Source organism: Clostridium thermosuccinogenes, from assembly GCF_002896855.1.
Taxonomy (GTDB): Bacteria; Bacillota; Clostridia; order Acetivibrionales; family DSM-5807; genus Pseudoclostridium; species Pseudoclostridium thermosuccinogenes.
Genome location: NZ_CP021850.1, coordinates 200,999 through 221,939 on the forward strand (window position 1 = coordinate 200,999; position 20,941 = coordinate 221,939).

At 43.7% G+C, this 20,941-nt stretch carries 20 protein-coding genes; 18 read left to right on the forward strand and 2 right to left on the reverse strand.

Going from position 1 to position 20,941, the window contains the following annotated elements; translation table 11 throughout:
* The first annotated feature begins 32 nt into the window (after positions 1–32).
* Both cphA and folE read left to right on the forward strand, forming a co-directional pair.
* Positions 33–2,684: a cyanophycin synthetase gene (cphA, locus tag CDO33_RS00895; RefSeq protein WP_103080336.1), complete on the forward strand. Its 2,652-nt coding sequence runs from the start codon at positions 33–35 to the stop codon at positions 2,682–2,684.
* A 570-nt stretch (positions 2,685–3,254) separates the two neighbouring features.
* A complete protein-coding gene (gene folE, locus CDO33_RS00900; protein ID WP_103080335.1) occupies positions 3,255–3,815 on the forward strand; it encodes a GTP cyclohydrolase I FolE in 561 nt (186 codons plus the stop codon).
* A 231-nt stretch (positions 3,816–4,046) separates the two neighbouring features.
* On the opposite strand, the gene CDO33_RS00905 is transcribed toward folE, so the two are convergent.
* Positions 4,047–5,426 (reverse strand): DUF4046 domain-containing protein, encoded by a 1,380-nt coding sequence (locus CDO33_RS00905; protein WP_103080334.1) that lies wholly within the window; start codon positions 5,424–5,426, stop codon positions 4,047–4,049.
* A gap of 476 nt (positions 5,427–5,902) precedes the next feature.
* Between CDO33_RS00905 and folP the strand changes: the two genes are divergently transcribed.
* From folP to rsmI, 16 genes are all read left to right on the forward strand, one after another.
* Positions 5,903–7,084: a dihydropteroate synthase gene (folP, locus tag CDO33_RS00910; RefSeq protein WP_103080402.1), complete on the forward strand. Its 1,182-nt coding sequence runs from the start codon at positions 5,903–5,905 to the stop codon at positions 7,082–7,084.
* Positions 7,085–7,095: 11 nt separating this feature from the next.
* The gene (gene folB / locus CDO33_RS00915) at positions 7,096–7,521 is read left to right on the forward strand and encodes a dihydroneopterin aldolase (RefSeq protein WP_242973483.1); all 426 of its coding nucleotides are present in this window, start codon (positions 7,096–7,098) and stop codon (positions 7,519–7,521) included.
* The gene (gene folK / locus CDO33_RS00920) at positions 7,511–8,023 is read left to right on the forward strand and encodes a 2-amino-4-hydroxy-6-hydroxymethyldihydropteridine diphosphokinase (protein WP_103080332.1); all 513 of its coding nucleotides are present in this window, start codon (positions 7,511–7,513) and stop codon (positions 8,021–8,023) included. The genes folB and folK overlap by 11 nt, the downstream gene beginning before the upstream one ends.
* A complete protein-coding gene (locus tag CDO33_RS00925) occupies positions 8,016–8,714 on the forward strand; it encodes a hypothetical protein (RefSeq protein WP_242973484.1) in 699 nt (232 codons plus the stop codon). Before folK ends, CDO33_RS00925 begins: the two co-directional genes overlap by 8 nt.
* A gap of 51 nt (positions 8,715–8,765) precedes the next feature.
* Positions 8,766–9,797, forward strand: coding sequence for a biotin--[acetyl-CoA-carboxylase] ligase (locus tag CDO33_RS00930; protein WP_103080331.1), 1,032 nt, complete (start codon positions 8,766–8,768; stop codon positions 9,795–9,797).
* Positions 9,798–9,929: 132 nt separating this feature from the next.
* Entirely contained in the window at positions 9,930–10,307 is a 378-nt protein-coding gene (locus CDO33_RS00935; protein WP_103080330.1) for a hypothetical protein, read from the forward strand.
* Between the two features lie 182 nt (positions 10,308–10,489).
* Positions 10,490–11,266 (forward strand): type III pantothenate kinase, encoded by a 777-nt coding sequence (locus tag CDO33_RS00940; protein ID WP_103080329.1) that lies wholly within the window; start codon positions 10,490–10,492, stop codon positions 11,264–11,266.
* A 190-nt stretch (positions 11,267–11,456) separates the two neighbouring features.
* Positions 11,457–12,629 carry an NAD(P)-dependent malic enzyme gene (locus tag CDO33_RS00945; RefSeq protein WP_103080328.1) on the forward strand — a complete coding sequence of 391 codons (1,173 nt, stop codon included), beginning with the start codon at positions 11,457–11,459 and terminating at the stop codon, positions 12,627–12,629.
* A gap of 549 nt (positions 12,630–13,178) precedes the next feature.
* The gene (locus CDO33_RS00950; RefSeq protein ID WP_274540231.1) at positions 13,179–14,588 is read left to right on the forward strand and encodes an aminotransferase class I/II-fold pyridoxal phosphate-dependent enzyme; all 1,410 of its coding nucleotides are present in this window, start codon (positions 13,179–13,181) and stop codon (positions 14,586–14,588) included.
* A 111-nt stretch (positions 14,589–14,699) separates the two neighbouring features.
* Positions 14,700–15,320 (forward strand): dTMP kinase, encoded by a 621-nt coding sequence (gene tmk / locus CDO33_RS00955; protein ID WP_103080327.1) that lies wholly within the window; start codon positions 14,700–14,702, stop codon positions 15,318–15,320.
* A 143-nt stretch (positions 15,321–15,463) separates the two neighbouring features.
* Complete coding sequence (locus tag CDO33_RS00960; protein ID WP_103080326.1) at positions 15,464–15,916, forward strand: YaaR family protein; 453 nt, start codon at positions 15,464–15,466, stop codon at positions 15,914–15,916.
* A gap of 344 nt (positions 15,917–16,260) precedes the next feature.
* Complete coding sequence (locus CDO33_RS00965; protein WP_242973834.1) at positions 16,261–17,265, forward strand: DNA polymerase III subunit; 1,005 nt, start codon at positions 16,261–16,263, stop codon at positions 17,263–17,265.
* A 5-nt stretch (positions 17,266–17,270) separates the two neighbouring features.
* Complete coding sequence (locus CDO33_RS00970) at positions 17,271–18,152, forward strand: PSP1 domain-containing protein (protein ID WP_103080325.1); 882 nt, start codon at positions 17,271–17,273, stop codon at positions 18,150–18,152.
* A gap of 287 nt (positions 18,153–18,439) precedes the next feature.
* On the forward strand, positions 18,440–18,610 hold the full coding sequence (locus CDO33_RS00975) for a DUF362 domain-containing protein (RefSeq protein WP_103080324.1): 171 nt from the start codon (positions 18,440–18,442) through the stop codon (positions 18,608–18,610).
* A gap of 133 nt (positions 18,611–18,743) precedes the next feature.
* Positions 18,744–19,520 (forward strand): tRNA1(Val) (adenine(37)-N6)-methyltransferase, encoded by a 777-nt coding sequence (locus tag CDO33_RS00980; protein WP_103080400.1) that lies wholly within the window; start codon positions 18,744–18,746, stop codon positions 19,518–19,520.
* Positions 19,510–20,370 carry a 16S rRNA (cytidine(1402)-2'-O)-methyltransferase gene (gene rsmI, locus CDO33_RS00985; protein ID WP_103080323.1) on the forward strand — a complete coding sequence of 287 codons (861 nt, stop codon included), beginning with the start codon at positions 19,510–19,512 and terminating at the stop codon, positions 20,368–20,370. The genes CDO33_RS00980 and rsmI overlap by 11 nt, the downstream gene beginning before the upstream one ends.
* A 140-nt stretch (positions 20,371–20,510) precedes the next feature.
* Here rsmI and CDO33_RS00990 read toward each other — a convergent pair whose 3' ends face one another.
* Positions 20,511–20,750: an AbrB/MazE/SpoVT family DNA-binding domain-containing protein gene (locus tag CDO33_RS00990; protein ID WP_103080322.1), complete on the reverse strand. Its 240-nt coding sequence runs from the start codon at positions 20,748–20,750 to the stop codon at positions 20,511–20,513.
* Between the last annotated feature and the right edge of the window lie 191 nt (positions 20,751–20,941).

Consider the following 20,941-nt stretch of genomic DNA (forward strand, 5'->3'; position numbering starts at 1 on the left):
CAATATTTTAACGACTTTTAGGAGGATAAAAAGTGCAAATATACAGTATTCAGTGCTTTTCAGGCAGGAATATTTACAGCCACAAACCTGTTGTCAAAATGGTTCTAAATATAGGAGACTATTATAAGACAACTACCAAGGATATTCCTGGCTTTAATGAAAAGCTTATTAAACTTTTCCCAGGACTGGGAAAACACCATTGTTCCCTTGGCTACGAGGGAGGATTTTTGGAACGTCTGAAGGAAGGAACCTATATCGGACATGTCACCGAGCATCTGATTCTGGAACTGCAGTGCCTGACCGGCAGCAATGTAAACTATGGCAAAACCAGAGTTATCATGGAACCAAGTCTGTATTACATCGTCTACCAATATGAGAATGAGAAATGCGCAGTAGAGTGCGGTAGAGCTGCCGTTGACATAGTTACGTGCTTGGCAGAGGGTAAGGAAATCGATATTGACACTATTCTGCACAATCTGAAAAAAGTTGCGATTGAGTCGGAGATGGGTCCCAGCACAAAATCCATATATGATGAAGCCAGAAGAAGGGGAATCCCTGTAACGCGAATAGGAAACGAAAGCCTTCTGCAGCTAGGCTATGGGAAATATCGAAGACTTATCGAGGCTTCCTTAAGCGATGCCCCCAGCTGCATTAACGTAGATATAGCAGGAAACAAGCATCTGACAAAGCAGATACTCATGGATAGCAATATCCCCGTTCCCTTTGGGGAATTGGTTTATACAGAAGAATCCGCTGTGGCTGCTGCCAGGGAAATAGGATTTCCGCTGGTTTTGAAGCCATATAATGCAAACCAGGGAAAAGGCGTGACCCTGGACATCAGGAATGAGGATCAAGTGCGCAGGGCATACAGGGAAGCGGCAAAATACTGTAATACCGTGATAGTGGAAAGATATATACCCGGTAAAGATTACCGTGTTCTGGTCGTAGGGGGAAAGGTGGCGGCAGTAGCCGAAAGAAGACCTCCCATGGTGACAGGGGACGGGGTGCATACGGTGAAGGAATTGGTGGATATCGAAAACATGAATCCGCTGCGGGGGGATGATCATGAAAAACCTCTCACAAAGATAAAGCTGGATGAGGTTGCCCGGCAGGTTCTGGCTAAATACGGAATGGATGAAAACTATGTCCCTGAACCGGGAAAGACAGTCCGGCTCAGAGAAAATGGAAATTTAAGCACCGGTGGGACAGCGAAGGATTGCACGGACCTGATACACCCATATAACTGCGCCCTGGCAGTTAAAGCAGCTGAATTGATCGGCCTCGACATAGCTGGTATTGATATCACGGCAGAAGATATTTCCGTTCCTCTGAACTCTACAAACGGAGCCATAATCGAGGTGAATGCAGCGCCCGGGCTCAGAATGCATTTGTACCCTACAGAAGGAAAGAAGCGAAATATAGCCGGGGATATCCTGGACATGATGTTTCCGGAAGGCAAACCTTTCACCATACCGATAATTTCGGTGACAGGAACAAACGGAAAGACGACCACCACCCGGCTTATACGGCATACCCTCTCCCTCACCGGGAAGGTCGTCGGCATGACATCCACCAGTGGTATCTATATTGGTGATGAATGCATATTAAAAGGTGACAATACTGGCCCGATAAGCGCCAGAATGGTTTTATCCGACAGCAGGGTGGAGGCAGCGGTCCTGGAAACAGCCCGGGGAGGCATTGTAAGGAAAGGACTGGGGTATGACCTGGCGGATGTGGGGGTTGTCATCAATGTAAGCGATGACCACTTAGGCCTGGACGGAATAGAGACTCTGGAGGATCTTGCCTTTGCCAAATCCCTCGTTCTTGAGGCAGTAAAACCGGATGGCTATGCGGTCATAAATGCGGACGATGAGATGGCCGAATATATGATTTCCAGGGTGCGCTCAAGGATGGTGCTTTTTTCACGCAGTCCTGACAATCCACTGGTAGTAAGCCATATTGGCTCAGGTGGAAAGGCGGTATATATGGAGGGCAGCTCAATATATATCTGCAATGGAAAAGTGAGAAGCTTTGTAATGAACGTGGAGGACATCCCTATAACTTTTGGCGGGATGGTGGACTGCAACATTGAAAACTCCCTTGCAGCGGTATCTGCCCTTTTTTCTGTCAATGTTTCCATAAGTGCCATAAGAAAAGGCCTCAGGAGCTTCAAGCCTGATACCGTATCCAACCCCGGCAGATTCAACCTGTTTGATATGGGCAATTTCAAGGTGATGCTGGATTACGGGCATAACCCTGCAGGATACAAGGCTTTGATCAAATTCCTCCAAAAGACGGATGCCAAGAGACTGGTAGGGATAATCGGTGTTCCGGGAGACCGGCTGGACAGAAATATTCGGGAAGTGGGGGAAATCTGCGGCAAAGTGTTTTCCAACATATATATCAAGGAAGACCGGGACTTGAGGGGAAGAAAGCCGGGAGAAGTGGCAGATATACTATATGAGGGGGTAATGAAATCTCCCATAGAAAAGGAAAATGTAAAAATCATAAGGAATGAGCTGGAGGCTCTTGAGACAGCCATGCTGGATGCACAGCCGGGAGACATGATAGTAATGCTTTATGAGGAGTTTGAACCGGCTGTGGAGCTTGTCAGCAGATTTGCCCATGAACTTGAGAAAAACTCCCTTTGCACCGATTTAGAGGTGAAGGAGCACGTAGGGTAGGTAAATGGCTGCGATTTATGCTTAATTGCGGTTTGCTTGGAAATATATAGCGAGAAAATATAGCAAGAAAAGTGTAATTTTAAAGTCAATAAAATTCAACTTGGCAATGAGGAGAAAGCAATTGCCGGAAGGTAACTCAATGATATATAAGGAACGTATTCTGAGGAAATAATTTTAGGCTCCCCTGCTTTAAGACATTTTCCTTAAGAATTCATCTTCCGATGCTATTGAAGTTTATCCGAGAGGCTAGGCTTTCTCTTTCATGCAAATAAATATGTAAATTCTTTGTTGATGTGCTGTATAAAGAATTTCCTGCATAAAACCATGCCTGTCCCTTCCATGCTCTGGACACTTTAGCCGGCAGTGAAGTATAATTAAACCTGTATCAAAGTAAATTTTCTTTGTCATTCATTGTGGTATTACGAGGGATGCTTTTAACAGCAAAGGCAATATTTAAGTTAAAGTTCATTGTGCTGTCGAAAACGTTGGAACAGTAAGTTAAATTATTACCAAAGCAAATATAGTGCAGATTTGACAAGGACGAGATTTTGAAATGAGGTTGCGAAGGATATGGACAAGGAGAGGATTAAAAAGGCAGTGAGGGAACTGCTGGCAGCTATTGGAGATGATCCTGACCGGGAAGGCTTGAGGGAAACACCGGACAGGGTGGCGAGGATGTGCGAGGAGATATTTGCCGGGATGTACATGAATCCCAAAGATGTGGTAAAAATTTTTCAGGAGGAAAACCATGAGGAGATGGTGCTGGTAAAGGATATACCGGTTTATTCAGTCTGTGAGCATCACCTTCTTCCTTTCATAGGTGTCGCCCATGTTGCCTATATCCCCAGGAAAGGCAGAGTAATGGGCCTGAGCAAGCTGGCAAGAATAGTGGATATCATAGCAAAGAAGCCTCAGCTTCAGGAAAGGTTGGGAAGCCAGGTGGCAGACACCATCATGGAGACCCTCGAACCCCTCGGTGTGGCGGTGGTGATTGAGGCAGAGCACCTGTGCATGACCATGAGGGGGATAAAGAAGCCTGGAGCCAAAACGGTTACATCTGCCCTCAGAGGAATAATGAAAACGGATGCAAGAACGCGAGCTGAGACCATGTCCCTTATTAACGGACGGTAGATAAGTATTTTTTTAAAAATATGATTAAGCATAAAATTATAACAGATACTTTGGGGTAATAGCTTAAAAAGAATTGGAGATAGCTCTTTTTACATGCAAAAATTATATACAAAAATTATATGCAAAAACTTATTTGCAAAATAAAAAATTATATGCAAAAAAACTTATATGAAGAGAAATGAAAAGTTAGAAAAAAAGACCCTGGCTTATTGCCAAGGTCTTTTTAAAATATTAGTTGGCGTATCTGTTCACCATGAACTGATGGTGCTTGCTGCTGGATATGTATTGCTTTAACGCCGGTTCAATTTCTGACTTTTTCAGGTAACGAAAACGGATTGTGGTATGATTTTCAAAACCGTTCTCATATACCAGCTTCATGACGGTCTTATGGTCCACATGGTACTTGTTCATCAATTCCTGAACGGTGATGTAGTCCTCCAGCGGCCTTGGTATCAAAGGGTCGCCTCCGAAGTACTTGTTGCATAGTTTCGTTATTGTAGTAGGATTGCTGCAGAGCTTTTGGGCTATCTGGACATAAGTTAAACCCTGCTTGCGCAGCCTGTATACCTCGTCCTTATCGATTTCGCCGGCATCCTTTTTCGCGGTTTTATAGATGAACCCATAACTGGCTACAAAATCACTAATCGACATATTTTTGCTTTTTGCGTGACGTTTGATAAAATTGTATAATGTAATATGAGTGCGTAAATTATATATATACTTGCCTTTAGCCACCTGTTTCAGGCGTTCGGCTATTTTCTGGTCACGCTTTTTGTCTGCCAGATTTTTTATGTCTTTTATAAGCTCACTTTTATGCTCAGGATCATCTATTGTCTTATACAAATAATATTCCTTTGCCTTTAGCACCGACGAATCGAACAGAGCCGCCAGCATCCCCGCTAGTCCCAGCTTTCTGAAATCCGAAGAATTTAACAGCAGGATATCATCCAATGTATATCTCTTTTTTTTGAAAGTTGTGTGCATGTGATAAAATGCATTATCAAGAGATTCGGATGCAGCCCATTTCACCTTGTACTTGAAGTCGGTAGGGTGAAACCTGCCAGGGTAAACAAAGTCAAAAAGGGCGAAAATAGACCAGTTGAAGCGGGAAAGCACATTGTATATGCCGTACTTCAACAGCCTCTTTTTCCAATCCAGAGTAGGAATATCCTCAACCCTGCGGATGCCCTCATTCCTTACCATATACTGTACAGCTTCGATAACAGCATTGTCATCATTCCAGATTCCATGCTTGCTCCACATCCATTCCCGGAGAGTCCTGTTCTTGAACTCCTCGGGGTAAGCGTTCTTTAACAGAGCCAGGATGTCATGGTTAAAAACCTGCTGTACCATTCCAAAGAGCTTATGCTCAATAAGTATGTTTTTTATCTCTTTCAGGTTATACTTTGGAAGGTCGGTGACTTCAATATGTGCTAGGTTTTCAAGGCAATAACGGGTATATATCCTGCATTTTGTCTTAATGCCGCTAAGCTGGTATTTTTCATAGTACCAGGTGTTTTTTGGAAATCTTTTGTCTTCGTTTTCGAGCACTTCCTTATACTCAACCAGAGCCTTTAGCTCATCTGTGCTTAGTTTAAACAAATTTACCATTAGCCTTGATGATTCCTTCCCTGTATTTTAGTAAAGTAATTGGTTGATATCAATATATTAGTACTTTTATAATTCAGCTTTCAATATGAATTTTCTACAAACTTTTCAACAATATATAGGGAATTTAGCAAAATGAATTACTACAGAAAACCAGCGGTTAAATGACCATTGCCTGTGCTGCTAAAATACCCTGTACTGATAAAATACAAAGAAGCATTATTGCTTTTAAAAAATGGATATTTATTATATAATAAGAGCAATAATAAGGATGATACGGCATGTCCGCAATGAACGCGGCTTTGAAGAGAGTAAAATTCTATATTCCTATTCGGGATTTTTCCTAAAAAACTCAAATACAACATCGGGCCTTTGCTTGGCGCGGACATGCGGCAAACCTTCAGGTAAAGCTTTGCTATAGCCCGTAATTTGCCGAAGGCACCGGTGTGCACCCGTATTTTGAGAAAGGAGTGGCTGCTTTGGTAAATGCAAGACTTTTATATATAGAAAAAATAGGCGAAGCAAAGGAAGAAGTCAGAAAGATCGGTGCAGATGCAGCATCCATATCATGGCTTGCGCCAAAAGCGGTGCATATGACAATAAAGCTGGAGAACGTGAGCTCTTTTGCGGCAAATATCATCAAGCAGGAGATGCTTGGATTAGGCGGCGATGCAGCAGTAAACAAAGGATGTGCCGACTGCAGTGTTGAGAAAACCGGCGTGCTGCTGATGGGAACTTACAGTCAGATCAGCAGGCTTGTGTACAAGCTCAGTCTGCATTCTGCCGGCTTGAAGGGGATAGGCGAGGAGATCCGGCAGGTGATAAGCGCTGTGGATCAGGGAAAGCCGAAGTATTTTGAATGCGGAAAGCACAAGCTGGAAATAGGTGAAAAAACATATATCATGGGCATATTGAATGTAACTCCCGATTCCTTTTCTGATGGAGGTAAATATAACAGTATAGAGGCAGCAGTGCGCAGAGCTAAGGAAATGGTAGAGGATGGAGCTGAGATAATTGATGTTGGCGGGGAGTCTACAAGGCCCGGATATACACCCGTAGATGCTTCTGAAGAAATTAACCGGGTTGTGCCGGTTATCGATATTTTGTCTAAAGAGCTGAACGTACCCATATCGGTGGATACCTCCAAGGCGGCTACGGCGGAGAAGGCTCTGAAGGCTGGTGCACATATCATAAACGATGTATGGGGACTGCAGAGGGATCCGGCTATGGCGGAGGTGGCATCGAGATTTGGAGCCGGAGTGATATTAATGCACAATGGGAATGAAGTGGTCCGTGGAGACGTTATGGAAGAAATTCTGAGATTTCTCCGTAAGAGCATCGAAATAGCCGAAAAAGCAGGGATAAGCAGGGAGTGCTTATGCGTGGACCCAGGAATAGGGTTTGCCAAGACTCTGGAGCAAAACCTGGAGACAATGAGAAGGCTAAAGGAGCTGAATTCGCTGAATCTGCCAGTGCTGCTGGGGACCTCAAGAAAATCCCTCATAGGCAACGTATTGGAGCTGCCTGTCAATGAAAGGCTGGAGGGTACGGCGGCAACCGTCACCCTCGGAATAGCAAACGGAGCTGATATAGTGCGTGTGCATGATGTCAGGGAAATGTCCAGAGTGGTCAGAATGACCGATGCCATGGTGAGAGTATAGATGGCCGAATTATGCCACTACTGTTGCCGGTAGAGAAAATAACCATAAATAGTGAGGAGGCAATGGCTATAGATAAAATTACACTGAAAAATATGAAGTTTTTTGCTTATCATGGGGTCTATGAAAAGGAACGGCTGGAAGGTCAGAATTTTTTCATAGATGTGGAAATGTACTTGGATTTAAGAAAGCCTGGGGTTACGGACAATCTTGAAGATACGATAAACTATTCCGATGTTTACAAACTTGTACAAAAAATCACGCAGGGCAATAGTTTCAAGCTAATTGAGAAGTTGGCCGAGAGTATTTCCGGGGAAATATTGTCCACTTTTACCCGTATAGAAACAGTTAAGGTACGGGTCCGAAAACCACAGGCTCCTATAGGCGGTGTGCTGGACTGGGCCGAAGTTGAAGTGGAGAGGTCTGCCCATGGCGCATAAGGCATATATAGCCCTGGGATCCAACCTGGGGGACAGGGAAGGACATCTGACCGGTGCACTGCAATATATATCCGGGATAACCGGTACGCGCATTCTTTCGATTTCAAATATTTACGAGACTGATCCCGTCGGATATACCGAGCAGGGCAAATTTCTCAATATGGTGGTTTTGGTCGGGACAAGCTTGTCTCCTCTCAGGCTTCTGGATGAATTGCAGAAAATGGAACAGGAGTTTAAAAGGTCCCGCGAAATCCGCTGGGGTCCAAGGACCCTGGATGCGGACATATTGCTTTACGATGATATAAAATTAGATGATCCAAGGCTTGTAATACCCCATCCGCGGATGCTTGAGCGGGCTTTTGTGCTGATACCGCTTAAGGATGTGAACCCTGGTTTTATGGTGGGTGAAAAAACTCTGGAAGACATGATCCAAGAATGCTGTGACAAGGATGGGGTAAAGCTGTATAAGAAAATGGACAATGGGGTGGGATTTTGTGGCTGAGGTATACTTTTACATACCTGCAAACGAGGCTGACAAGGCGGTTGAATGCGGATTAAAGCTTTCCCAATGGCATGACAGGGTGGTTAACATAGGTGGAGAAAATAAAAAATGCATATCTGCCCTGCTAAATCCAAAAGATGATATGATCAAATTTATGTCGTCGGAATTCCGGTGCCTGAAAATTGAAGTCCAACCCGGATACAGTCTTGTTTCTGACGGATATCTGTATGATATAGGACAAAAATTCCCGGAGATGCTATCTCTTTATGAAAGGTCTATTATGCCTTTGGAAGATTACACCTTCGGGTTGTACCGTCTGCCCGTATGCCTTATCACCAGCACCATAATGTCGGAGCAGATAAGCATTATGGACAAACGAATAGATTCCCCTGTCCTGTTCAACAATTCGGAGGAACTATATGTAAGCAGCATCATCGAAAACAACAGGGAGATAAATGATGATTTTTATGATATGCTGCTGTATTGTTTTTTGTGCAGCCTCGCTGATGACGGCAAGGTTGCCAAAATAGAAGACAGGGATGCCGGTGTTGCTGTATTTATTAACAAGGATGAAAGCAGTACCTGCACCGTCAGGATACCTGATAAAAAGCGATGGGCATTGGAGACTGCCGATATATTCCGTGGAAAACCACCCGTGAGAAAGGACAATATGTTGCCATATATGGCATGAATTGAAGCCGGGCACGGATAAAATAATCAAAAAGACGATGAGGTAGAAAAGATGAGCGATATGAAGGAAAAAGTGCTGCAGGCGCTTAAAGAGAATACTCAGGAATATGTATCCGGGGAAGCTTTGAGTGAGTTAATGGGTGTTTCGCGGACTGCCGTATGGAAGTATATCAGTGAACTGAAAAAGGAAGGATATGTTATCGAATCTTCACCCAAAAAGGGATACAGAATAATGCCGGTTTACGATATGCTTAATGAGTACGAAATCCGCTGGGGCTTGAAAACCAAAATAATAGGAAGAGATATACGGTACTTTAACGAGATAGATTCTACTAACAATTATGCGAAAAAAATTGCGTATGAAGGATGCGATGAAGGCACGGTGGTAGTGGCTGACTGTCAGACGGCCGGAAGGGGAAGGCTTGGCCGTGCCTGGGACTCCGCAGGCGGCAAGGGAATATGGATGTCTGTTGTTTTAAAACCATCCATCGCTCCTGAAAATGTGCAGATCATCACCCTGGCGGCTTCCGTTGCTGTTGCCAGGGCTATTGCCGGGACATGCGGAATACGCACCGGAATAAAGTGGCCTAATGATATTGTGCTGGACGGAAAGAAGGTTTGCGGTATCCTGACGGAGATGAACTCCGAAATGGAACGGGTAAATTTCCTCGTACTCGGCATAGGAATAAATGTAAACCATGAGGAGGGTGATTTCCCCGATGAAATCAAGGATAGAGCCACTTCATTAAAATGCTATGCCGATTCCGGCAGGGAGGCTTCAAAAAAGGAAGGGCATGGAAGCGTTTTTCCCAGAAGTCAAATAATAGGGAGAATACTGTTGGAACTTGAGGAGATGTATAGTAAAATAAATAAAGGCTTTACGGATGAGATTATAGATGAGTGGAGGAGCTATTCAGCTACTTTAGGCCGAAAGGTTAAAATTACAGGCAGAGACGGCGAATATGAGGGAACAGCAAAAGATGTCACCAGAGACGGCAAACTGGTGGTGGACTGTACCGACGGCATAACACGGGAGGTTGTATCAGGAGAAGTGTCGGTAAGAGGTTTGATGGGCTATGTATGATTTCGCCGGATAGTTTGGTTTTGTTATTGTAGTATTTATTGAGGTAAAGATTCCATAAATGTGTGTTGCGATGGGGAGCAATCGCTCCCGTTGTCATAAAAACAGTTAGCGCTCTACAAAGGGGGAGAAGTAGTGAACAACCAAAAGGAAGAAATTCAGAACAAAGAAGTTCAGAGCAAAAAGGAAGATACGAGGAGCAGGAAGGAAGATTTCCAGAAAAGGCACAAGAGCCGTGTTAACAATTTGCAGACGCTGCAGGGAGGCAATCAGCCGCGAAAGAACGGATCGGAGCAGCCGACTAACAGGGAACGCAGTTTTGGCAAAAACCATACAAGGGACAATGCTTACCCTGGAAGGAACAACCACCAATACCAGGCCCCTCCGGCAAAACATACGGCTAAAGCCAAAGCTGTGGAGACAATTGACGATATAAGGATGGATATTGGGCGTATAGAGAAGGAAATAGAACTGGAGATAAAAGAAATAAGGAGTCTGAGGCTTGGGATATAACGAGGCTAAAGATATCCTTACCTCTTATAGGTGGCGGGTACCTGATTTCACAATAGACGGTGAGTTAGAATCTCCCGCCTTGTTGAAACGGTGTGTTGAAATTGCTGCGCAATTTCTTCCGTTGCTTTAGGTAAACATACGATAAGACAGATTTATTTCGCGCAGGCGGAGTTGAGGTAGATATGATTCTTGGAATAGACGTAGGAAATACAAATATTGCCCTGGGAGTTTATCAAGGCCGCAAGCTGCTTCATCACTGGAGATTTGCTGCCGACAGGAATAGAACTTCCGATGAGATCGGCATGATGATGATAAGCCTGTTCAATATCGCTAAACTTGACTATGAACAGATAGAGGCTGTAATCATAGCATCCGTTGTGCCTCCGATGATGTATTCCCTGGAGCATGCCATAAGGAAATACCTTAAAAAGAAGGCGATGGTGGTCGGACCGGGCACTAAAACCGGCATAAACATCAAATATGAAAATCCAAGAGAAGTCGGAGCCGACAAGATTGCCAATGCTGTCGCCGTCTATGAATTATATGGCGGACCGGCTATAATTGTTGATTTTGGCACGGCAACCACCTTCTGTGCATTGTCTTCAAAAGGGGAATATCTTGGCGGAGTCATCTGTCCGGGCATAAAGATTTCATCGGAGGCCCTTTTCCAGAAGGCTGCAAAATTGACGAAAATAGAGCTTGTTAAGCCGGAAAGCGTTTTGGGGCGCAACATCGTAAGCAGCATGCAGTCGGGAATCTACTATGGTTATGTGGGACAGGTGGACTACATAGTTGAAAAGCTGAAAGCGGAATTAAATGAAGATAACATCAAGGTGATAGCTACAGGAGGCATGGCCAGGCTTATCGCCGGCGAGTCCAGGACCATAGATGAAGTAAATGGCTTCCTTACGCTGGAGGGATTAAGGATTATCTATGAAAGAAACCGGGAGAGGTATTAGTTAACCGATTATCTGTATGCCGGATTTTGAATAAAATATTGCTTGAAATCCTCAATTGTTATGCTATAATAACATTGTGTTTTTTTTGACAATTAAGATTTCCTATATAGATCTTAATAACCAACCATTAAATAACTGTTAGAAAGCCTGATTTTAAAAGGCCTTCACAGAACAACAGGAGGATTTGATTATGGATATTCGTGAAGAATCACTAAAATGTCATGGCGAATGGAAGGGCAAAATTGAAGTTATAAGCAAGGTTCCCGTTGAGAATAAAAGGGACCTCTCTTTAGCATATACGCCTGGAGTTGCGGAGCCATGTCTTGCGATAAGCAAGGATGTAAACCGTTCTTATGAACTGACAAGAAGATGGAACCTCGTAGCTGTTGTTACCGATGGTACCGCAGTTTTAGGGCTGGGAGATATAGGCCCGGAAGCAGGAATGCCTGTCATGGAAGGAAAATGCGTTCTTTTTAAGAGCTTCGGCGATGTTGACGCTTTCCCTCTGTGCATCAAGTCAAAGGATGTAGATGAAATCGTCAAAACTGTAAAGCTTATCTCAGGAAGCTTTGGTGGAGTAAACCTGGAGGATATCTCAGCTCCAAGGTGCTTTGAAATCGAAAAAAGGCTGAAAGAAGAATGTGATATTCCGATTTTCCATGATGACCAGCATGGTACAGCGGTAGTTACCCTGGCTGCGATGCTCAACGCATTGAAGCTGGCTAAAAAGAATATTGAAGATATAGAAGTTGTGGTTAATGGCTCCGGTGCTGCCGGTATAGCTATCACAAAGCTGCTCATGTCCATGGGGCTCAAGAAAGTCATCCTTTGCGACACCAAGGGCGCAATTTATGAGGGTAGGGAAGGTCTTAACCCCATAAAGGAAGAGATGGCCAAGATATCCAACCTGGAAAAGAAAAAAGGAACACTGAAGGATGTTATTGTTGGTGCTGATGTATTCATCGGAGTTTCTGGTCCTGGAGTGCTCACAAAGGAAATGGTTAAGTCGATGGCAAAGGATCCTATGATATTTGCAATGGCTAACCCGGTTCCTGAAATAATGCCGGATGAAGCTAAGGAAGCCGGTGCTCTGGTGGTTGGTACAGGCCGCTCCGACTTTGCAAATCAGATAAACAACGTGCTGGCATTCCCTGGAATATTCAGAGGAGCTTTGGATGTAAGGGCCAGCGATATAAATGATGAGATGAAGATAGCGGCTGCAAAAGCTATAGCATCCCTCATCTCTGATGAAGAATTGAATCCTGAATATGTAATTCCTGCTCCGTTCGATCCGAGAGTAGCTAAGGCAGTTGCTGCGGCAGTTGCACAGGCAGCAAGGGATACAGGCGTTGCAAGGATATAAGGATTAAAATTTTAAATATACATACAAGCTGTATGTATAACGTATTAAGCTGACAAAAAAGAACGGCTGATATATAACATGTCATTCAGTTAAATAAAGCGTGTCATAAAGAAGCTTTAATTCCGCAGGCAGATGGTGCAGCCGAAAGCTGTGCCGTCTGTCTGTTTTTTATGGTATTTAGAATCAAAAAATATGAAATGCCAGGGGCTGAATATTGTCTTTTCAGAAGCTGAAAGCCATCGTTTGATTTACACTGTTAACATGAAAATAAAATGGTATGTTCATTATTGGTCGTTCTTTGCAAGCATAAGTAGTCATGCCAGACAGCCTGGCTTTCCCCATGAGTTGATAGTTTCTTCCATGATGTGTTAAAATTAAATAAAGAGATGCAAGTCCCATATATGAAGGATGCAAGCCTCATGTATGAAAGGTTGTTTATATAACAATATAGTGCAGCATAGGCAGCAAAATAGAAAGTACATTCATCATAAAAACGCAAAATTTTTGGAGGGATAAGACATAAGCAATATAGATAACTGGAACATCCCTATTTACAAGGCACTTAAGGAATATGCAGCATCTAGCCCTCTTCCCTTCCACATGCCGGGACACAAAATGGGCAAGGGCATACCTTCCGGCTTTGCAGAGTCAATGCCTTTATTTGATGTTACAGAAATTCCGGGAACCGATAACCTTCATTTTCCGGAAGGCCCGATATTAGAGGCACAGAAGCTGGCAGCCGAAGCGTTCGGTGCAGAAGAGACCTTTTTTCTGGTAAACGGCTCCACTACGGGCATACATGCCATGATTCTTACCATATGCAATCCCGGAGACAAACTTATAGTTTCCAGGGACTGCCACAAATCGGTCATAAACGGTATGATGCTGGCCGGAGTGATGCCCGTATATATAAAGCCTCATTTTGACAGCAAATTTGGAATACCAACGGGGGTGCTGGCCAAAGAGGTGGAAGACGCCATAAGGGACAATCCGGATGCGGTAGGAGTCCTTTTAACAAGACCAAACTATTATGGCGTCTGCGCAGATATTGAAAGTATCGCGTCGGTGGTTCATGCCTATGGAAAGGTATTGGCTGTGGATGAAGCCCACGGTGCCCATCTGGCTTTTGAGGGAAGCCTTCCAAAGGCTGCTATGGATGTAGGAGCGGACATTTGCGTGCAAAGCGCCCATAAGACCCTTCCGGCTTTGACCCAGGGCTCATATTTGCATGTGAGGAAGGATAGGATAGATATCGAAAAATTGAAGTTCTACCTGAGGATGCTGCAGACTTCAAGCCCATCGTATCTCATAATGGCTTCTCTGGATATGGCAAGGGCATTGATGCAATATGAAGGATGCCGTATTCTGGGAAGATTAAGGCAGTATGTAGAAAGGTTAAGGCATTCGGTGGACAGGATGCACGGCATAAAAATGCCGCAAATTACCCATTTTGGCCGGGAAATGGCGCAGGATTGGACCAGAGTGGTGCTGAATGTGGAAGGGCTGGGATGCTCAGGTTTTGAGGCGGAAAGGAAGCTAAGGGCTGAATATGGCATCCAGGTGGAAATGTCCGACCTGCATAATGTGGTTTGCATAGCTACGGTAGCCGACAGGGAGGAAGATTTTACGAGACTTATGGAGGCTCTTGACGGAATGGATAATCAGCTAAGGCAAATTGAGGCAGAATCCGATATAAAAATTAAGAAGCAGCCCGGCATACCGGAGATGAAAATTCCACTTAGCCAAATTTCAAGATGTGAAAAGGTTAAAGTGAACTTAAAGGAAGCTTCAGGAAAAATCAGTCTCGACATGCTCACTCCATATCCTCCGGGGATACCGGTGGTATGTCCCGGGGAAGTCATCAGCGATGATATTGTGGATTATCTTCTGAGTATTTTGGAATCCGGAGGAACGGTTAACGGACTGGACGGCAACGGCCGCATAAGTGTGGTTGCTTGAGATATGTGGTATAATAATTGGGGTAGAATATGAAAGACAATAGGGGAAGAGACCCGCAAAAATCACCGGAAGCAGTTTTCCGGGGAAAATGACCGGATATGGAGGTACAGAATGGATCGGGGCATTTTTATAACGGTAGAAGGGACCGACGGTTCGGGTAAGACCACGCAAATCCGCCTCATGGAAGAATATCTCAGGGAAAAAGGATACGATGTGGTGATCGCCCGGGATCCCGGAGGTACAGATATCAGTGAGAAGATACGAGAGATAATATTGGACCCCGGAAACGGAGAAATGGCAAAAGTGACTGAAATGCTGCTGTATGCATCAGCCAGAGCCCAGCTTGTGTCCGAGGTAATAAAGCCTGCAGTAGAGAGCGGAAAGGTGGTCATCTGCGACAGGTTTGTAGATTCCAGCTATGTATACCAGGGATACGGCCGGGGAATAAGCTTAAAAACCATTGAAGATGTAAACCGGGTGGCAATGGACGGCGTAATTCCCGATATTACGTTTTTCTTCGATATAAGCCCGGAGATTGCTTTAAAGCGGAGATTTGCTTCCACAGAAGCTGACAGGATAGAAAACGAAAAAATGGCCTTTCATATGAAGGTGTATGAAGGGTATAAAAGCCTGGCATCCAGATTTCCCGAAAGAATCAAGACCATAGATGCCACAAGGGGAGTTATGGAAATCGCGGAAGATGTCAGAAGGTGGCTGGACGAGATAGTTTAGTTGCCCTCAGAAAACTAACGGGTGGTAATTAACAATTGATTATTTGCACAATGAGTTAATTAATAATCAAGTACTGATGGATGTCATACATTGGATTTTAACCGATTACCATTAACAATTAATCGGAAGAGGTTTGATAAGATATGAAAATTGCGGATATGTTGAACAACCCGACGGGAATTGCATCCGCTCAGGGCAGAGATGACAGGAGAATAAGCGGGAGTAAGGTATCTGAGTTCCAAAGCAGGCTTTTGAGCATAGAGGAAAAAAACTATGATGAAAAGCTTAGGACTCTTGCCGACCAAATTTTTGCCCAGGGAGAGAAGCTCGGGGAAAGAATAGACATAAGAGAGCTTAAAGTGTATAAAAGGCTGGTTTCCGAATTCTTAAGGGAAGCAGTAGGCGGTTCCCATAGATTTTCAAAGGAAAGCTTCCTGGACAGGAGAGGAAGGTATAAGGTTTTTGCTACAATAAAGAAAATAAACCACGAGCTGGATGAGCTTACAAAGGATGTCCTGAAAGAAGAAAAGGACAACATCAGGATATTGCAAAGACTGGATGACATAAGGGGAATGATTTTGGACATTATGATGTAGGGGGCATAACCCCGCTTGAAAGTATTCTGTATGACCAGGGATATTATAAAAGGGATTCAGCCCTGTAAAAAATATTTTTATATAGCTAGGGATATGTCCGGGATGGGAAAGGGACACATTCCTGCATGAGATATCCCAATAAGGTTTGGGAAATGCCAGAGAAAGGAAAAAAGGACACACCTCCCACAAGATGTACTGCTTTAGGATTTGGGATGTGTCTGTGACAGGAAAAGGGACACGCCCCTACAAGATGTGTTCTTTAGGGCTTGGGATGTGTCTGTAATAGGAAAAGGGACACGTCCCTACAAGATGTATTTCTTTAGGGCTTGGGATGTGTCCCTTTAATGAAGGAAAAAGGTGAAGAGATGGGTTTTGACGATATAATAGGCCAGACGGAGATTGTGAACACTTTAAAAAGAGCTGTAAAGAACGATCATGCAGGACATGCCTATGTGTTCAGCGGTCCGGAGGGGATTGGCAAAGGAATGATGGCAGAAGCCTTTGCAAGGCAGCTTCTTTGTCTTGATGCGGATGCCCCGGAACGCTGCGAAGGGTGCACAGCCTGCAGACTGCTGGATGAAGGTACGAATCCTGATTTCATTGTGATACGACCTAGTGGAAGCAGCATTGGAATAGATGAAATCCGGGGTATTCAGAGTGATATCATCATCAAACCGCTGTATTCCAGGCGAAAGGTTTATGTCATAGTCAATGCGGATCTCATGACGGTTCAGGCGCAAAACTGTCTTTTAAAGATTCTTGAGGAGCCACCCCGTTACGCAGTCATAATTTTAACTGTCTCAAACTATAATGCTTTGCTGGAGACTATTCGTTCAAGAACCATAAGATACAATTTCAAAAGGAACAGCATAGAAGAAGTTACCGGCCTGCTGCGGGAGAGATTCGGAAGCAGCCTGAAGGGCATTGACTTTATTGCGGCCTATTCCGGCGGCATAATAGGTACAGCATTGAAACTGGCTGAATCGGAGGAGTTTATATCCCTCAGGGACAGGACGATAGATATGGTTTTCAGGATTGCAAACTCAGGTCTTGATGCAATATTTGATATATATGATTTTTTTGATGAAAACAAGGACAATATAAATACGGTGTTGGATATCATGCAGATGGTTTACAGGGATATCATGCTGCTGAAAACCAACCAAAAGGAAAATATGTTGATTAATTATGATAAAAAGGATATCATATTATCAAATGCTGATGCTTTCACAGTTCAGAAGCTTATACGCAACATTGAACTGGTAGAGCAGACTTATAGGAATCTTAAATATAATGCAAATTTTCAGCTTTCAATCGAAGCAATGCTTATGAAACTTCAGGAGGATTAGGATAGATGGTAAAGGTGGTAGGAGTACGGTTTAAGGAGGCGGGAAAGGTATATTATTTCGATCCGGGAGACCTGGAAATAGAATTGTACTCCAATGTTATAGTCGAGACAGCGAGGGGAATTGAGTTTGGCCAGGTGGTTGTTGCCAACAGAGAAGTACCGGAGGAAGAAATAGTTGCACCCCTTAAGAAAGTTATACGGATAGCTACGGAAGAAGATAAGCAGCATGCTGCCAGAAATGATGAAAAGGAAAAGGAAGCTTTTGAAATATGCCTTCAGAAAATCCGCGCCCACAACCTGGATATGAAGCTCATTGATGTGGAGTATACTTTTGACAATAACAAAATATTGTTTTACTTTACTGCCGAAGGAAGGGTCGATTTCAGGGAACTGGTGAAGGACCTGGCTTCAGTTTTCAAGACAAGGATAGAACTTCGGCAGATAGGAGTCCGCGATGAGTCAAAAATGATGGGCGGCCTGGGTATTTGCGGAAGGGTGCTTTGCTGTAAAAGTTTCCTTGGCGAATTTCAGCCTGTCTCAATCAAAATGGCCAAGGAGCAAGGGTTATCCCTCAATCCGGCTAAAATATCCGGGGCATGCGGAAGGCTTATGTGCTGCCTTAAATACGAGCAGGAAGCTTATGAGGATCTGCTGACCAGGGTTCCGAAGGTAGGAGCTATTGTCGATACCCCGGAGGGACAGGGAACGGTGGAGGAAGTCAGCCTGTTGAAAGAAGAGGTAAAAGTAAAGCTTGATAAAGTGAACGAAACTGAGCTCAAGATATACAAAGCCAGCGAAGTCAAGGTAATAAAGGAAGCGTCCGCAACAAATGATGATACTGATGATTTGGACATAGATCTGGAGGACTTGAAAGAACTGGAGGATTAGCAGGCCTTAAATCTTAAATATAAAACTTAATAAAGAAGGATGTGTTCCATTTAATTAAGGCTTAAGGAAGGCTTTTCGAACAAACTTCCGGTTATGTTATCCATGCGTATTTGTCCAAAAAGGGATGCATATCTTTATCAGTTTAGAATTATTTTTGCTTGAAAAGTGTTTCCTTTCTTTAACTTTGGTGGTAGAATAGACTACGGTAATAATATCATAAGAAACCATCTTGTGATTAATTATTAATATGCTGATTACCAATATATTTAAGTTGGGAGGTGCTAATAATGGCATATTTTATAACTGACGATTGCATCAGCTGCGGCGCTTGCGAAGCAGAATGCCCTGTATCATGCATATCAGCAGGAGATTCCAAATACGTTATAGATGAAGATGCTTGTATAGAATGTGGCGCATGCGCAAATGTATGCCCTGTAGATGCTCCACAGCAGAAGTAATTTTGAATAATAAAATGGCCAGGTGAGGTAATTTTCTTGCTTGGTCTTTTTATATTGCGCGGGCAGTCGGATTGCGAAACCGCCAAAATGGCTGGCAGCCTGCGATCTGAATTTTACCGATGGAGAGGATAAATTGCAAGTACGGATATATGACAATGAGAGGGTTGACGACCTGCAGTACAAGGGTTTGAAACTCATACAGAAGAAGGACGGCTTTTGTTTTGGTGTGGATGCAGTCCTTCTGGCAAACTTTGCCGACGTAAAAAGGGGTGCGGAAGTCATTGACCTTGGGACAGGTACAGGAATAATACCGGTATTGATAGCCGGCAAGACCGAAGCCCGCCATGTAACAGGCTTGGAAATACAGGAAGAGATGGCCGAAATGGCATCCAGAAGCGTATCCATGAACGGGCTGGAGGAAAGGGTGAAAATTGTATGCGGGGATATCAGAAACCACTCCAGGCTCTTTGGATCTTCTACTTTCGATGTTGTGGTGACCAACCCTCCATATATGAACCAGGGTGGTGGTCTTATAAATTTGTCGGATACCAAGGCCATTGCAAGGCATGAGATTTTGTGCACCCTGGAGGATGTGATAAGCGCAGCAAGCAAGCTTTTAAAGCCCGGAGGGCAGATGGCTATGGTTCACAGGCCTGAACGCCTGGTGGATATCCTTTGCCTTATGCGAAATTATAAAATCGAGCCTAAATACATAAGGTTTGTTCATCCTTCACCTTATAAAAAGGCAAACCTGCTTCTAATTAAAGGTTCAAAAGGCGGAAGGCCACAGCTTAAAATGATGGATCCCCTGTATATTTATGATGAAAAGGGGAATTACTCCGAAGAGATAAACAGAATTTACTGCAGGGGTATGGAGAACTCATGGGGAGATGGAAAGCATGGAAATTAAAACGGATTCGGCGGAAAAAGGCATGCTGTATCTTGTATCTACGCCTATAGGAAATCTTGAGGATATAACCTTAAGAGCCCTGCGGATACTGAAGGAAGTTGACCTGGTGGCCGCAGAGGATACAAGGCAGACGCTGAAGCTCCTGAATCATTTTGAAATAAAAAAGCCGCTGGTAAGCTATTATGAGCATAACAAGATTGAAAAGGGAAACCAGTTGATCCGGCAGATGTTGGAGGGAAAAAATATTGCACTGGTATCCGATGCCGGCACCCCGGGTATTTCGGACCCGGGTGAGGACCTTGTCAGGCTGGCGATAGAAAATGGTATTGAAGTAACTGCCGTTCCCGGACCGGTGGCTGCGGTGACTGGTTTGATCACATCGGGACTGCCTACAGGGCGTTTTGTTTTTGAGGGATTTCTTCCGATGAACAAAAGGGTGAGAAAGGAACATCTTAAAAATCTGGTGGGTGAGACAAGGACAATTATTTTTTACGAGGCTCCCCATAAGCTGATTTACACCCTTAAGGATCTTTATGAGGTGCTGGGGAACCGTAGGATCGTTCTGGCCCGGGAACTCACCAAAAGATTTGAGGAAAAGCTGCGGATGACCCTTGAGGAAGCAATACGAAAATATGAGGAGGAATCTCCCAAGGGTGAATTCGTTTTGATATTGGAAGGAGCTTCCGAGGAAGAGCTAAAGCAGCAGCAACGCAACAAATGGGAGGACATGGGCATCGCAGAACATGTTGAGATGTATATGGAACAGGGCATGAGCAAAAAGGAAGCTATGAAAAAAGCTGCTGAGGACAGGGGTATAAGCAAAAGGGATATATATAACAGCCTATTGTGACCCAAAGGCCGGAAACCAGGTCTTTATCACAGGGTGAGCCCATATTTGAGCAAATTGAAAAGGGATCTGGAAACCAGACCCCTGAATATATATCTCTCTATCTGTCTTTTTCTATCTTTTTTTCTATCTTTCTTTCTGTCTTATTTCTTCAATTCTTTCATGCAGTTAGGGCAAATGTTCTTTCCTTTGTAAACGGTTACGTCTTTAGCGTCACCGCAGAATATACATGCGGGTTCATATTTCTTAAGGATAATGGTAGAACCATCAACGTATATTTCCAATGCATCCTTTTCAGCAATATCAAGAGTTCTCCTCAACTCGATGGGAAGTACAACTCTGCCTAATTCATCAACTTTTCTAACTATACCAGTAGATTTCATAAATATCTCCTCCTAATTTGTAACAGTATTCGACAAACTTTCTATAAATATAGTACCATATATTCCAATAAACGTCAACAATATTTTAAAAAAAATTCAAAATAATGTTATTAACATAAATTTCGAAAAATGACGCAATGCGCCCAAATGCCACAGAAATCGGACTTAATGTAAAATATCCCTGCGAGACT

What these genes read in the sequence shown, in the direction of transcription:
- folE (WP_103080335.1), top strand. Translation starts at nt 3,255, where the DNA reads ATGGACAAGGAGAGGATTAAAAAGGCAGTGAGGGAACTGCTGGCAGCT.
- CDO33_RS00905 (WP_103080334.1), bottom strand. Translation starts at nt 5,426, where the DNA reads ATGGTAAATTTGTTTAAACTAAGCACAGATGAGCTAAAGGCTCTGGTT.
- folB (WP_242973483.1), top strand. Translation starts at nt 7,096, where the DNA reads ATGCCACTACTGTTGCCGGTAGAGAAAATAACCATAAATAGTGAGGAG.
- folK (WP_103080332.1), top strand. Translation starts at nt 7,511, where the DNA reads ATGGCGCATAAGGCATATATAGCCCTGGGATCCAACCTGGGGGACAGG.
- CDO33_RS00930 (WP_103080331.1), top strand. Translation starts at nt 8,766, where the DNA reads ATGAGCGATATGAAGGAAAAAGTGCTGCAGGCGCTTAAAGAGAATACT.
- CDO33_RS00940 (WP_103080329.1), top strand. Translation starts at nt 10,490, where the DNA reads ATGATTCTTGGAATAGACGTAGGAAATACAAATATTGCCCTGGGAGTT.
- CDO33_RS00945 (WP_103080328.1), top strand. Translation starts at nt 11,457, where the DNA reads ATGGATATTCGTGAAGAATCACTAAAATGTCATGGCGAATGGAAGGGC.
- tmk (WP_103080327.1), top strand. Translation starts at nt 14,700, where the DNA reads ATGGATCGGGGCATTTTTATAACGGTAGAAGGGACCGACGGTTCGGGT.
- CDO33_RS00960 (WP_103080326.1), top strand. Translation starts at nt 15,464, where the DNA reads ATGAAAATTGCGGATATGTTGAACAACCCGACGGGAATTGCATCCGCT.
- CDO33_RS00965 (WP_242973834.1), top strand. Translation starts at nt 16,261, where the DNA reads ATGAAGGAAAAAGGTGAAGAGATGGGTTTTGACGATATAATAGGCCAG.
- CDO33_RS00970 (WP_103080325.1), top strand. Translation starts at nt 17,271, where the DNA reads ATGGTAAAGGTGGTAGGAGTACGGTTTAAGGAGGCGGGAAAGGTATAT.
- CDO33_RS00975 (WP_103080324.1), top strand. Translation starts at nt 18,440, where the DNA reads ATGGCATATTTTATAACTGACGATTGCATCAGCTGCGGCGCTTGCGAA.
- rsmI (WP_103080323.1), top strand. Translation starts at nt 19,510, where the DNA reads ATGGAAATTAAAACGGATTCGGCGGAAAAAGGCATGCTGTATCTTGTA.
- CDO33_RS00990 (WP_103080322.1), bottom strand. Translation starts at nt 20,750, where the DNA reads ATGAAATCTACTGGTATAGTTAGAAAAGTTGATGAATTAGGCAGAGTT.